Genomic DNA, 15,048 nt, shown 5'->3' on the forward strand with positions numbered 1-15,048 from the left:
TTTTTGGTCTTATTTATTTTGCAAACGGCAAGAGCACAAACAGATGTAAGCAATCAAGATTTCTGGAACGATACATTGAGAAGAATTGCATTGCCATCCAGCAACCAAAACTGGATGAATTTAAGAACGGATGCTAATATTAATGCACTAAAGTTTTTTAAAGAATATGGCAAAGCACTGAGGTTAGGTAATGATGATGATATGCGTTTGTATAAAACAGAGAAAGACGAATTAGGTTTTATACATTATAGGTTTAACCAGTATTACAAACGCATAAGAATTGCACGTGCAGAATATTTTGTGCATGCTGATATCCATGGCCAGGCTTATGCAGCCAATGGGCAATATGTAGCCAATATGGATAAACGGGTGTCCACAGCACTTACAGAAACTTCTGCCCTAAAGAAGGTTTTATTGTATGCAAGGGTTGACAAACTTCTTTCTGAAGAGAAATACTGGGAAGATGAATTGAAGAAAAGAACAAAGAATACTGATACATCTTATTATCCAAAAGGAGAATTGGTATGGACGCAAAAAATCAGCAACAACAATGTATGGAAAGCTTCCAACTTCAGGCTGGCTTACCAGTTTGATGTATATGCTGCATCGCCCATGATCTCAAAACGAATTGAAATCGACGCAAACACTGGCGAAATCATCAACGATATTTCACTGGAAGCATCAGGCTGTTTGCCCACAATAATCAGTACCATATGGAATGGCCCCAAAACAATCAACATAAATTACAAGGGTGGTGGTTATTATTTATGGGATACTTGCCAGGCAGCAGAAATAAAAATGTGGGACTGGAACAGTACCAGAGATTCAGGCTTTATTCCCAGCGATGCATACGAGTTGAATAATGTTGACAATGGCTGGCTTGAAACCAACCAGGAACGTCTTGGTACTTCTTCTCAGTGGGCCATTAGAAATAGTTTTGACTATTTTAAACAAATTCATAACCGCAATAGCTACGACAATGCCAATGGAGATGTTAATGCATATATCAATGCGGTATTTTTTGCAGGTTGTTCCGGTGGTTTATGTTTCTATTCAACAAACAATGCCTCAATGAGTCAAACCGGGGGAATTATGAAAATTGGTTCCGGTGGTTCTACAAACCCGATATTAAACAGTTGGGGAACTGCTGATATTATTGGGCACGAATATACACATGCAGTAACTGGTGCTTCAGCCGCATTAACTTATGCAAATGAATCCGGTGCAATAAATGAAGCCTTCAGTGATATTTTCGGAAGCCTTATACAAGGTTACGGCACTACAGGCTATGGTACACTGGATTTCGAGATAGGTGAAGACAGAACTGCCGGCGCAATTAGGTCTTTGTCAAACCCTAACGCACACAATCAGCCGGATACCTATAATGGTACTTTCTGGTATACAGGTTTAGATGATGCAGGAGGCGTACATATCAACAGCGGTGTAATGAATTACTGGTACTATCTGGTAACCCAGGGCGGTTCAGGAACCAACGATAACGGTGCAAGTTTTTCTGTAAATGGACTTGATTCTAAAGTTACCGCCGATATTATTTACCGGGCACTTACCGTATATCTTACTTCAAGTGCTGTATATACCGATGCACGCACGGCTACCGTTAATGCAGCCAAAGATCTTTATGGCAATTGTTCCAATGAAGCATACCAGGTTGCCAATGCATGGTATGCAGTGGGTGTAGGCACACAGCCAGCACCAGTAGGCGATGGTGGCGTATGTGGTGCCTGGCCTGTTGGTAGCACCGTAAACTATGCAGTGCCTGGAAAAGTTGTTAGTCCGCCTGCAGGTTGTTTTGACGGCACAACGAAGGTTGTTGGGCCAGCATTCACCAGTTTTACGGGCAATGAAATAATCCTTCAACCGGGTTTTTCTGCCCTTTCCGGTTGTAATTTCCTTGCATTTGTTACACCTTGTACTATCAATCTGTCACTTACTGGTCCAAGGCCTTTGTATACAGCAAATACATCAGCAGCTATGGCCGGTACTACTATACAAAAACCTGCCGGTGAAGGGTTTTCAGCAACGGTTTACCCCAACCCGGCAAGCACCAATGCAACCCTGCAGTTAAAAGGTGTAAAGGGCAATGTGTCTGTTGTTTTAACCAATTTGCAGGGGGTAGATTTATGGCGAAACGACCGGGTTAACAGCAACAGTATATCAATTGCTTTAGGGCAACTACCGGCCGGAATGTATTTTATAAATGTGAAAGACAACGAGCATACAAAAGTGCTTAAGTTGATGAAAAAATAAATTGCTTTCTTAAGGCAATGTAGTTAATAGCAAAAGCTGCTTCCGAAAGGAGGCAGCTTTTTTTACCGGCTTCATATCGCTGTGCATCGCCTGTTGTGTCACTCACTTCAGCGTTCTTTTCTTTGGGGAACATTACAAGCATGGAAAATATTTTCTTCCATCATAATCAGTTTTGGGCCTTTGACCATTGATGGAATATACAGGTGTGCTTATAAATACACCTGCAACAACGGAAGTACAATGCCGCTCAAGGCTATGGCGTACAAGAGTGCGACGCAACGGATGCCAGATAAAGATGTAATTGCCTGGCCCATAATATCCTATTTTTTGCGATTGGCAGCCTGCAGTGTAAAAGCAAAAAACTACAATATACTTGCAATTATCAGCAAAATCAACTCCTAAATTTAGGAGCAAAACAGGTGGTTCTTATTATTATATTTAGGTAACCAAAATATTTCAACAATAAAAGAACCATCATTATGAAAAGAATTGCATTGCCACTTCTATTTTTAACAGCCGGCTATATCGGTGCTAAAGCGCAAAACACATTTCCTGCTACAGGAAGAACTGGTATTTATACCACTACACCTGCTGCCTCTTTGCAGGTAAAAGGCGGTGCCCGAATTGGCACGCTTACCAATTATACAAATATTGATAGTACTACCGGCAATCTTAGCTTTGGGGGTAACGCTTTGTATCAGGTTGGTAATAATAAGTTTGCGTTTCAATCTGCCTCTCAGCCATCAGCAGGTTTATTTTTTAACGCTACCAATCTTCGGTACGAATTTAGAAACACGGCTGGTGTATCAGTGCTTAATCTGGGGGCCGGGGCATCTAATAATTTTTTAGGTATTGGCAATACAACCCCTATTACCCAATTAGCAAACACCAGTTCAAATATTATTGGTAGCGATTTTAATGGAGTAAGCCCTAATTCAATAGCCTGGGCAACCAATGCAGATGGATTTACCGTTGCTACTTATAATGCCAATGCAGGAGTAAAAGGCAATGGGCTGGCTGTAAAAATAGCAGGTAACTCCGGCAGGTTATTAGATTTGTCAGTTGGTGCTACTCAAAATGGTGCAGGAACTTCTGTAATGGTGGTTAACGGGAATGGCAATGTGGGAATAGGAACTTCTGCACCAGTTACTACTTTAGATGTGAAAGAAAGTGGTTGGTTTAGAAATAATCCGGGTGGTTTGCTTGCCCCTTCTGCAGGCGCAGGTTTGAGATTAACTACAGAAAACAATATTGCATCTATTTTTGGTTATGACTATAGTACAAATACTGCACTCAACCTTTTATTGGCAGGTTCCGGTGGTAATGTTGGTATTGGACCAGGTATACCAACAGCGCCTTTACAAATTGCCAATGCAGCCACCAGTGGAAATAAAAGAATTGTGATGTATCAGGATGTGGACAATGATAATGAGTTTTATGGCTTTGGCATAAACGCTAACCAGATAAGATACCAGGTAGATGCAGTAGTATCAGATCATGTATTTTTTGCAGGTACATCACCCACAACATCCAATGAATTAATGCGCATAAAAGGTACTGGTTTAGTAGGCATAGGGACCAGTGCACCTGCAGCCAAGCTGGATATAGCCGGTAATATAAAAATTACAGATGGTACAGAAGGTGCCGGCAAACTATTAACATCTGATGCCAATGGTTTGGCGAGCTGGACTGCGGCACCATCAGCTTCACCATTCATTATTTCAGGTAATGATATTTATAACAGCAATACCGGTAATATAGGTATTGGAACGGCTACGCCTGCCGCCAAATTAGATGTGAACGGGGATGCTTTAATTAATGGTATTACTGTTGGCAGGGGATTGAGTAACAGTCTCACAAACACAGCGATAGGTTATGCAAATCTTGCTTATAACAACACTGGGAATTATTATAACACAGCGATAGGGTTTGCAGCTCTTGCCTACAACGGTAGCGGGTATTACAACACTGCCAATGGGGCCCAGGCTCTAGTTAACAACAGTAGTGGGTATTATAATACCGCTAATGGATTTCAGGCTCTTTATAACAATACCATAGGAACTTACAACACCTCAATTGGCCTTTTCAGTGATGTTGCAAGCGGTGCACTAACCAACGCAACAGCTATCGGAGCCAATGCAACTGTAGATGCCAGTAACAAGGTGCGTATTGGAAGCCCTAATGTTACCAGTATAGGTGGGCAGGTAAGCTGGACTACTTTTAGCGATGGCAGGTATAAGAAAAATATAAAAGAAGATGTAAAAGGGCTTGCTTTTATCAACAGCCTTAAACCCATTACCTATACAGTAGATTTAAAAGGATTGGATGCTTATTTTGATAACAACAGGAAACATGATAGCGCTTATGAGCAAATTAAAAAGGACATTAAACCAGGAGTAGATGAAGCCTCAAAAATTGTGTACAATGGTTTTATAGCCCAGGAAGTGGAAGCAGCTGCTAAAAAACTAAATTATGATTTTAGTGGAGTGGATAAACCAAAATCAAAAGATGGATTGTATGGGTTGCGTTACAGCGATTTTGTGGTGCCATTGGTAAAAGCCGTGCAAGAGTTATCAAGTCAAAATGAAAAATTAAAAACTGAAAACGAAGGACAGCAAAAAGTAAATGCAGATTTACAAAAACAGATTGATGATTTAAAAGCAATGATTACTAAAGGAAATGCTGCCAGCCAGTCTGAAGTTTCAAACAACCAGACTGCTGCAGAAAGCAATGCAGCGTCTTTAAAGCAAAATGCACCCAACCCTTTCAGTAGATCTACTTTTATTAGTTTTTCATTGCCTAAGCAATATACAAATGCGCAAATCCTTATTACCGACATGACTGGCAAAACCATTAAACAAGCCAATGTATCGGGTTCAAATTCACTTACTGTAGCGGCAGGTAGCCTTGCTTCAGGTTCTTATAAATATTCATTGGTTGTAGATGGAAAAATAATGGGCACCAAAACAATGGTACTTACCAGGTAATTGATAAGTAATATGTTGTAAGTAATTAGTTGTAAGTAAACAAGAGCTCGCTGTTTAGGTTGGGCTCTTGTTGTTTTTATAGTATTTGATTCTTTAATAACAAATTAAATGAACAAGTCTGCCTTCGCTTTATTTTCTTTTGGCTCAATATAGCTTCTGCAGATAAAGTGAGTGACACAACAGACGATGCCATGAAAGCAAAAGCTGGCTAAAAAGATGATTTATAAAGATATTCCTGCATTTAAAAAAAAGATGCTGCTGCAATTTTTAATCAATCTGCGCAATGTATCCAGATAATAAAGACTAACATAAAAAGCTGATTAAGCCGCTGATCCAACTCCTAATTTTAGTACTTCCGACTCCTAATTTTAGCACAAATGCTGATAAGTGAACGAACTATATTTGGTGCTATTAGGATAGTGAATCCAAATAATTAGACAAACCTCAATAAAATGAAAAGAATATTCTTTCTTATGCTGGCTGGCTTTGTAAGTATCTGCAATCTTTATGCACAAAACACATTTCCTGCCACGGGCAGGGCTGGTATTTTCACAACTGCGCCTGCTGCTTCCTTGCAGGTAAAAGGTGGTGCCCGTATTGGTACGCTTACCAACTATACCAATATTGATAGCGCTACCGGTAATCTTAGCTTTGTGGGCAATGCTTTGTATCAGGTAGGTAATAATAAGTTTGCATTTCAATCAGCCTCTCAGCCACTGGCCGGTTTGTTTTTTAATGCTACCAACCTTCGGTACGAATTTAGAAATACTGCTGGTGTATCAGTACTCAATCTCGGGGCCGGAGCATCTAATAATTTTTTAGGTATTGGTACTACAGCGCCCCTTACATTATTAGCTAACACCAGTTCAAATATTATTGGAACTGAAGGTGTTGGCATGAACCCTTCTTCTTTTACCTGGGCAACCAATGTAATTGGTTATTCGGCAGGTATTGCAAATACAAATACATCAACCTCTGCGAATGGATTGGCAGTAAAAGTGGCCTCTGCCAATGCAAGACTTTTAGATCTTTCCGTAGGAAGTGGTAATATGCCCGGAACTCCAATAATGCGTGTAGAAAGTGCTGGTATTGTAACTATTGGAAGTGGTAATACAGACCTACAAACCCTTTTGTTAAGAGGGTACAGTAATAATCAGGGATACTGGAAAGGTGGTGCTGCTTTTGGATATAATCAGGCAAGTGTTATTATGGGTGAGCTGGACAGTGTTGCTACTATTGGCGGGCATAATGGAGACCTTAGCGCATGGACTAATTTAGCAATTAACCCGGCAGGCGGCAATGTAGGGATTGGAACGGCTACGCCTGCTGCCAAATTAGATGTTAACGGTGATGTTTTAATAAATGGTATTACTATTGGCAGGGGTAAAGGGAACATTGATATTAATACAGTTGTTGGCAATCTTGCGCTTGCTTCTAACACCACAGGATATACAAATACTGCCATTGGGTCTAATGTTCTTTATTCCAATACCACCGGCTTTTCAAATACCGCCAATGGGTATTGGGCACTTTATAACAATACTACGGGGTATCGCAACACTGCTAATGGGGTTTTTACTCTTAATTCCAATACCACGGGCAATTATAACACCGCCATCGGATCTGAGGCTCTTTATTCCAACACCACGGGTAATTACAATACCGCAATTGGATATCTGGCACTTAATTCCAACACCACCGGATATTACAACACCGCCATTGGCGACTACAGTAATGTTGCAAGCCCTTCACTAACCAACGCCATTGCTATCGGCTACAATGCAACAGTAGATGCATCCAGCAAAGTGCGTATTGGTAATTCAATTATTACCAGTATTGGCGGGCAGGTAGGCTGGACTACTTTTAGCGATGGCAGGTATAAGAAAAATATAAAGGAAGATGTAAAAGGACTTGCGTTTATCAACAGCCTTAAACCCATTACCTATACGGTAGATATAAACGGACTGGACACCTACTTTAATAAAAACAGGAAGCATGACAGCGCTTATGATAAGATGAAAAATGAAATGAAGCCTGTTGAAGATGAAGCCTCAAAAATTGTCTATAATGGTTTTATAGCCCAGGAAGTAGAAGCTGCTGCCAAAAAACTGAATTACGATTTTAGCGGGGTAGACAAACCAAAATCAAAGGATGGGTTGTATGGGTTACGTTATAGCGATTTTGTGGTGCCATTGGTTAAAGCTGTACAAGAACTTTCCAAGCAAAATGAAGACCTGAAAGACATTGTTGCCAAACAGCAGGAACAGATTAATGCTATACTGGAAAAATTAAATACTACTCAACCAACAGCATCAGCAAGCAGCAATGCCGTGGTACTTTCAGATTTGGCCAATTTGGAACAAAATGCACCCAACCCATTCAGTACATCAACGGTAATTAAATTTTCATTGCCTAAGCATTATACCAATGCGCAAATTATTATCACAGATATGAATGGCCATACCATTAAACAAGCCAATATAAATGGTTCAAATGCGCTTAATGTATCAGCAGGTAGTTTAGCTGCGGGTACTTACAAATATGCTTTGGTCGTTGATGGCAAAGTGTTAAACACCAAAACAATGATACTTACCAGGTAATCAGCAACCCTATTTTTTCCTTAAAACAAAGGCCCCGAAAGGGGTTTTTTGTTTGGGGATATTCCAAGGGGTTTAAAATATGTTTTTTGGGCCGGGCAAGCAGGCAGTCAAGAGGTTTTGCATGCACATTTTACCCCGGACCAAATCCGGGACACACTTGTACACTGGTAACTATGGTCGGCCAATAAAAGCCTATTAAACCTATAATGCCCTGTTCTAATAGCGGTATAGCCCTAATAAAATTTTACTGCTATTGGATATTTTAGCATTAACTGCTTTGATGCTTACACCAAATTTGTTCGTAATTTCCCCTGCGGCAAATGCTGGCTGTTTACAGCTGCTGCACTTGTTGCCGTACAAGTGTGCGACGCAAGTAAAGCCAGAATCAGTATCAAAAGCCGGGCTTATAAAAAAAATATAATCAACAGCATGAAATCAACAACACGTGTACAGTTATCGGTAATGATGTTTCTTCAGTTTGTAGTTTGGGGCGCATGGTATGGGCAATTGTCTAAATATCTTTTTGCCATTGGGTTCGACGGCGGCCAGGTAGGAAATATTTATGCCACTTTTTCTATTGCCATGATTTTTTCGCCCTTTATTGCCGGTATGATTGCCGATCGGTTTTTTGCTGCACAAAAAGTGTTGGGGGTATTAAATATTGCCGGCGCCGGCTTATTGTTTTTACTTACCCGCATAACTGATTATAATACTTTTTATTGGGTAATGCTCTTGTACTGCTTAACTTTTGCCCCTACCATTGCGCTTACCAGTTCTATTTCTATGCGCCAGATGGTAAACCCGGAGAAGGAGTTTCCGCCCATTCGTGTTTTGGGTACCGTGGCATGGATTGCTGTAACCAACCTGGTTGGTTATATGGGTTGGGGCGATAAAAGCACCATCTTCTATGTATCCATGGTTACTGCCGCTGTTATTGGCCTGTATTCATTTACCTTACCCGATACACCGCCTACGGTAAAAGGCCCCGTAAGTTTTGGACAAGTTTTGGGTAAAGATGCCTTCGTGTTGTTTAAAGACAGGTCTTTTGCCATTTTCTTTTTGTCATCGGTACTTATTTGTATACCTCTATCTTTTTACTATGCCATGGCCAACCCCGCATTAACTGATGCGTATAAAGATGCATTTGTTGCAGCGCATCCCGGCCAGGCATTACCCAATACATTTTTTGTAGAAAACAAAATGTCGCTGGGCCAGGCTTCCGAAGTATTTTTTATGCTTATGCTGCCCTTTGCCTATAAACGCTTTGGTATAAAATGGATGCTGATACTGGGTTTGCTGGCATGGATTACACGTTTCCTTTGCTTTGGATATGGCAACGCCAATGCCGGTGAGTGGATGCTGTTTGCAGGTATATTACTACATGGCATTTGTTACGATTTCTTTTTTGTAAGTGGTATGATTTATACCGATTTAAAAGCCGGCGATAAAATAAAATCGCAGGCGCAGGGTTTAATTTCACTCGCTACCTATGGGTTGGGTATGGGTATTGGCTCTATAATATCGGGCTATGTACAAAAAATGTACACCACCACCAATGGTGCAACCACAGTAACTAACTGGACCAATGTTTGGCTGGTACCTGCGGGTATTGCCGCTGTAGTGCTGGTATTATTTGTATTGTTTTTTAAAGATAATACGCGAACCAAAACCGCAACAGTATAAATACAAATTATTAACCCGGCTTACAAGCTTTGCGGGGCTTTACTTGCGTCGCACACTTGTACGCCATCAATATAGCATCAAGAAATACAAACAATATATAATACACAACAACTATGAAACGAATTGCCATGCTTGGTTCCGGTTTTATCGGAAGGTTTTATGCCGACTCATTACAGGGTCAGCGCAGTAAAGACAAAATTGTAATGATCTATTCCCGCCGCGAAGAAGCGGCCCAGCAATTTGCCAAAGATTACCAATGCGAACATATTACTACCGATATGGAAGCCGCCATTGCCCACCCCGATGTGGATGTGGTGTGTATTTCCTTACCCAATAATCTGCACGAACCTGCTGTAATGCTTTGCTGCAAACATAAAAAAGCAGTAATAACCACCAAGCCCTTAGGCCGCAATGCCGCCGAAGCTAAACGTATGCTGGAAGCTGTAGAAGCAGCGGGTATTTTTAATGGTTATCTGGAAGACCTGGTATATACTCCCAAGTTTATAAAAGCCTACGAAAGTGTAAAAAACGGGGCCTTAGGCCGTATACTTTGGGCAAAGTCGAGAGAAACACACCCTGGCCCACACAGCGATTGGTTTTGGGATATAGAAAAAGCAGGCGGTGGTTGTATACTAGATCTGGGTTGCCATTGTGTAGAAATTACCCGCAGCTTTATTGGGAAAGATATTAAACCGGTAGAAGTGATGTGCTGGGCCGATACACAGGTAAAACCCATTGATGCAGAAGACCATTCTATTGGGCTTATTAAATACGAAAACGGTGCCATTGCACAATTTGAAGTTAGCTGGACATTCCGCGGCGGGCTTGACCTTCGTGATGAAGTAATGGGTACCGAAGGCACCATCTGGATTAATAATTTTCTACGTACCGGATTAGAAATGTTTACTACCGGTAAAGGTGCCGATTATGTAGCGGAAAAAGCAGAGAGCAATAGCGGCTGGTTATTCCCCGTTGGAGATGAAATTAACGATCTTGGATATAACCATATGTTTACCGATATGTTTAACAGCATGGAAAAAGGTGTTGAACCCCGTGAAACCTTTTATGATGGCTATATTGTAAATGCTGTTTTGGATGCAGCCTATAAATCGGCCAAAACCAAACAATGGGAGCCGGTGATTCTTGATATATGGCGTGGACAAACAGGCTTGAGTAAAGAGAGCCACTTAATAAATTATGATGATAACTATTATTTGGTTAAAGAAGAGGTAACACATTATGGCGCCAAAAAAGTGATTTTGAAAAATAAGGCTACCGGCGTTATCGAGGAAAAAATTCTGGAATAAAAAATCAATAAAAATAACCGGCTCTAAAGGCCGGTTATTTTTTTAGTTATCGTCAGCTAAGTCCGAATTGCTTGGTGTCAATCCATTCGGCTTTGGTCATGGTCCACCAGTCATCTGCAATACCTTGTAAAATATACTCATAAGGCAGCCATCCATAGCCCTTGTCGCCCCATTCTACGCCCCAGGAGTTTTTAATTTTTATGGCACCGATGCTTACAATTTCTTTATTACTGGGGTTTACAATTTTCATAGTATCATCAAAACCTACTGCCATTACTGCGTGCCCACCTTCTACTTCTTCGTTACGATCAGGAAAAGGTATTTTACCATCATCGGCCTGGTCTAATGAGGTAAAACAGGTAAACCCAAACATCATGGGCAGGCCATTGCGTAAATGGTCTTTAATTTTATCCAGCAATATTTGTTCTTTTATGCCTTTGGTATCTAAACGGTAATACAATAGTGCCTGAAAGTTTTGTGCGTACGAATACATAAAGGCCGTAGGCTCTGTATTAAACTGATCTTCTACATAGGGCCAGTATTTTTCGGGGCAAAGACCAAATAATGCCATGGCTGCCATGGTAGTGCGCAAATAGGCACCATCGTCTGCAGTCCATTTTAGCAAATTACGGGTGGTTTTATATAAAAATAAACGGGAGGCATCGGTATGTTTGCCAAAGGCCCTTCTTTCAAAATATTCGTACAGTCCAACACCTGCATGGGCAGTGCAGGCGCCCAGTTCACCCTGGTCTTCAACCGGTGAACACCATTGGCTAAGGTCTACTTTAGTTGCCTTTTCAGCTTTTTTGGCTGCTGCCGATCTTTTTGAAGGCGGTGGATTAAGCCGGGCTAGTATTTCGCTAACAGATTCTTTTACGCCTCTTTGTTTTTGGCGTTTGGAAAGTGTTTTTGTGTCATCTGAATTGTCGCGGAAATCAGGATAATCTTTCCTCCATCCTTTTCCCTTGTGTTTTGCAATGCTCATGGGCTATGTTTTAATTGGTTAACAAAATATATGATGTAGCATATTATGATTACTTGAATAAAAAAGGCAGAGAAAAGCTAATTGGTATTTGAAAGGATGGTGGATGATGGCAGGGGAAAATTCAATACTGCAAATGTTCTTAAAATTATATCAACAATTTGGCCTGGGCAAAAAATTATTATGGCTGTTTTGCCGGGTAAAATACCGGTTGTTGAAGTGTGCGACGCAAGTAAAGCCGCCCAATGGAGCTAAAGCCCGGTTCCAAAAATGCAAAGACTTTTCTGGCCATACTTTACCTGTCATCTAATTTGTAACTTGCTTCAAAATAACTGATTTTGTTGATTAATATCCATAGCCATTCACCGGCACAAAAGGGTGAATGGGTTATACAAAATAAATATGCCGGCTTTGATACTATTTCAACGCAGGGTAATTACTCCGTTGGTTTACATCCATGGTATATAAATGAAGCTACCTGGGAACCAGCATTTTTGGAAATACAGCAAGCAGCAAATACAACGGCGGTTAAAGCAGTTGGTGAATGTGGTTTGGATAAAATTTGCACTACGCCGTTTCCATTACAGGAAACAGTTTTTGCGGCACATATAAGACTTGCAAATGCAATTGGAAAACCACTTATTATTCATTGTGTACAGGCATATGAGGAAGTATTTGCATTGCTGGTAAAACAATCGGTTGAAGTGCCGGTTGTGTTTCATGGTTTTAATAAAAAACTGCCATTGGCGCACCGCATTACAAAAGCCGGGTATTATATTTCTTTTGGTAAGGCTTTACAACAACCACGTATACAGCAAATTTTTGCAGCGCTGCCTTTACAACAATGTTTACTGGAAACAGATGATGCAGCCATTACCATAAGTGAAGTATATACATGGGCAGCAACTGCAGTAAATATTGAGAAAGATTTATTTAGTTTGCACATTGAACAAAATGCAAGTGCCTTATTTGGCAATTTAACCCAGTGATTGTATGATGGATATTTCCTGGCTTTCAAGAACTACATTGTTAATAGGAGAAGCTGCGGTGCGTAAGTTAAATCAGTCGCATGTAATGGTGGTGGGCCTTGGTGGGGTAGGCTCATTTGCAGCAGAATTTATTGCCCGTAGTGGTGTAGGTAAAATGACCATTATTGATGGAGATGTAGTAGACCCAACCAACCGTAACAGGCAATTACCTGCTTTATCTACCAATCATGGTATTGCCAAAGCCACTATTATGGCAGAAAGGCTGCTGGCTATAAATCCTGAAATGGAATTACATGTTGTACAGGAATTTATAAACCCCGAAATGGTGGCCCTGCAATTGGCTACAAAGCCAGATTATATCATTGATGCCATAGATAGTATTTCGCCCAAGCTCAATTTCATTACCATGGCATATAACGCCAACATACCCATGGTTAGCAGCATGGGTGCCGGTGGTAAATTTGACCCAACCAGATTGCAGGTTGCAGACATTTCAAAAACTTACAATTGCCCCTTTGCGCAGCAAATACGTAAGATGCTTAAACAGCAAAATATTCGCACCGGTGTAAAAGTGGTGTTTTCTCCCGAAAAGCACGTGAAGGAAAGTTTGATTTTAACCGATGGCAAAAACTACAAAAAATCGGCCTATGGTACCATCTCTTACCTGCCCGCAGTATTTGGTGCTGCAACAGCCTCTGTAGTTATAAGGGATTTAATAGGGGTGCCAATACCTTAAAGCATATTTATCCCAATAATATGTTTTGATTTTTATAAAAAGTATTGCCCAACCCATTCTGTATTATTATCTGCCGTATCTTTCTGCATAAATACATCCATATGAAGAGAAGAAATTTTATGCAGCAAAGCGTTTTGGCCGGAGCCTCACTGCTTACTGCAAACAGGCTATCTGCCGCCAATGTCTCACCAGCAGATAATGCTCCCTTTCATTTAAATTATGCTATCCATGATGGCATGTTTGAAAATAGCGCCGGTAAAAGCTTTGTTGACCAGATTAAATATGCATACGATCTGGGTTTTCGTTCCATAGAAGATAACGGCATGATGGGAAGATCCATTGATGAACAAAAGAAGATTGGCGATACCCTGGCCAAATTGGGTATGAGTATGGGTGTGTTTGTGGTAACTTCTGATAATTGGCATTGGAGAACCTCACTAACTTCCGGTAAACAGGAATGGACAGATAAAATGATCAAAGACTGCAAAATTGCGGTGGAAGTAGCCAAGCGCTGTAATGCCAAATGGATGACAGTAGTTCCCGGTAATTATGAACGTTCATTGCCTATCGATTTTCAAACAGCAAATGTTATTACAGCACTACGCAAAGGCGCCGAAATACTGGAGCCACATGGTCTGGTAATGGTGCTTGAAGCACTTAGCGATAATCCGGATTTATTCCTGCGCCATACCGATCAAACAGTGATGGTATGCAAAGCCGTAAACAGCCCTGCCTGTAAGTTTCTGTTCGATATGTATCATATGCAACGCAACGAAGGCAATATCATCAATAACCTGGATGCTGCCTGGGACGAAATTGGTTACCTGCAAATTGGCGATAATCCCGGACGTAACGAACCCACCACTGGCGAAATGAATTATAAAAATATCTTCAAACACATATACCATAAGGGTTACAAAGGTATTCTTGGAATGGAACATGGTAAATCAATCGATGGTAAAGAAGGCGAATTGGCATTGGTAAAAGCCTATCGCTTGAGCGATGATTTTGCATAAATAGATAATCTGGTAGTTTTTTAGCCCGGCATAGTGTACATCAATCAGCACCGCTTGCGTCGCACTCTTGTACAACACCAATACTATGCAGCTAAAAAAATCAAAATAACAAGTACTAAATAAAAAAGCTGCTCCTTTAAAAAAGAGCAGCTTTTGGTGTTTTTAAGCAACGGCTGATAAGGTGTTTATATGTTACCATTAATTGTTATAGAGTTAATGGTGCTTTTCATGCATCAAAAATCTCCTTTAAAAATTGCATAAAATCTGTTCAATTAACGGATAAGGCATTTCAATTAACGAAACAAGAAAAAGAAAACAAAAACTCAGTTTATTCTATCAATAATGAAGCCAAAAAACCCAGTACTACAATAATATTATACAAAAGCATAATTAGTGTTGCAACTTGTGAATAATGTATTGGTTTTTTTATTTTCGGCTCATCCTTGTAAATAGTGTATACTAAAAAACCAGATCTGTTAT

General features: G+C 40.5%; 9 protein-coding genes. 8 read left to right on the top strand and 1 reads right to left on the bottom strand.

The genetic code is table 11. The features are described from left to right. From GD597_RS16820 to GD597_RS16840, 5 genes are all read left to right on the top strand, one after another. Window positions 1-2,268: M4 family metallopeptidase (locus tag GD597_RS16820; RefSeq protein ID WP_171609067.1), on the top strand; the 2,268-nt coding region annotated here is incomplete at its 5' end. A 479-nt stretch (window positions 2,269-2,747) separates the two neighbouring features. Beyond that, entirely contained in the window at window positions 2,748-5,255 is a 2,508-nt protein-coding gene (locus tag GD597_RS16825; RefSeq protein WP_171609068.1) for a tail fiber domain-containing protein, read from the top strand. Between the two features lie 452 nt (window positions 5,256-5,707). Then, complete coding sequence (locus tag GD597_RS16830; protein ID WP_171609069.1) at window positions 5,708-7,855, top strand: tail fiber domain-containing protein; 2,148 nt, start codon at window positions 5,708-5,710, stop codon at window positions 7,853-7,855. A gap of 429 nt (window positions 7,856-8,284) precedes the next feature. Next, a complete protein-coding gene (locus GD597_RS16835) occupies window positions 8,285-9,538 on the top strand; it encodes an MFS transporter (RefSeq protein ID WP_171609070.1) in 1,254 nt (417 codons plus the stop codon). Between the two features lie 113 nt (window positions 9,539-9,651). After that, window positions 9,652-10,845 carry a Gfo/Idh/MocA family protein gene (locus GD597_RS16840; protein WP_171609071.1) on the top strand — a complete coding sequence of 398 codons (1,194 nt, stop codon included), beginning with the start codon at window positions 9,652-9,654 and terminating at the stop codon, window positions 10,843-10,845. A gap of 52 nt (window positions 10,846-10,897) precedes the next feature. On the opposite strand, the gene GD597_RS16845 is transcribed toward GD597_RS16840, so the two are convergent. Continuing rightward, window positions 10,898-11,830 carry a C1 family peptidase gene (locus tag GD597_RS16845; protein WP_171609072.1) on the bottom strand — a complete coding sequence of 311 codons (933 nt, stop codon included), beginning with the start codon at window positions 11,828-11,830 and terminating at the stop codon, window positions 10,898-10,900. A 335-nt stretch (window positions 11,831-12,165) separates the two neighbouring features. Here GD597_RS16845 and GD597_RS16850 point away from each other — a divergent pair, with 335 nt between their 5' ends. From GD597_RS16850 to GD597_RS16860, 3 genes are all read left to right on the top strand, one after another. Further along, window positions 12,166-12,816, top strand: a complete 651-nt coding sequence (locus GD597_RS16850; protein WP_171609073.1) for a TatD family hydrolase — start codon at window positions 12,166-12,168, stop codon at window positions 12,814-12,816. A 4-nt stretch (window positions 12,817-12,820) separates the two neighbouring features. Continuing rightward, entirely contained in the window at window positions 12,821-13,552 is a 732-nt protein-coding gene (locus tag GD597_RS16855; RefSeq protein ID WP_171609074.1) for a tRNA threonylcarbamoyladenosine dehydratase, read from the top strand. 101 nt (window positions 13,553-13,653) lie between these two features. After that, complete coding sequence (locus GD597_RS16860; protein WP_171609075.1) at window positions 13,654-14,568, top strand: hydroxypyruvate isomerase family protein; 915 nt, start codon at window positions 13,654-13,656, stop codon at window positions 14,566-14,568. Window positions 14,569-15,048 lie beyond the last annotated feature (480 nt).

The organism is Limnovirga soli (assembly GCF_013106755.1).
GTDB classification, from domain to species: Bacteria; Bacteroidota; Bacteroidia; order Chitinophagales; family Chitinophagaceae; genus Limnovirga; species Limnovirga soli.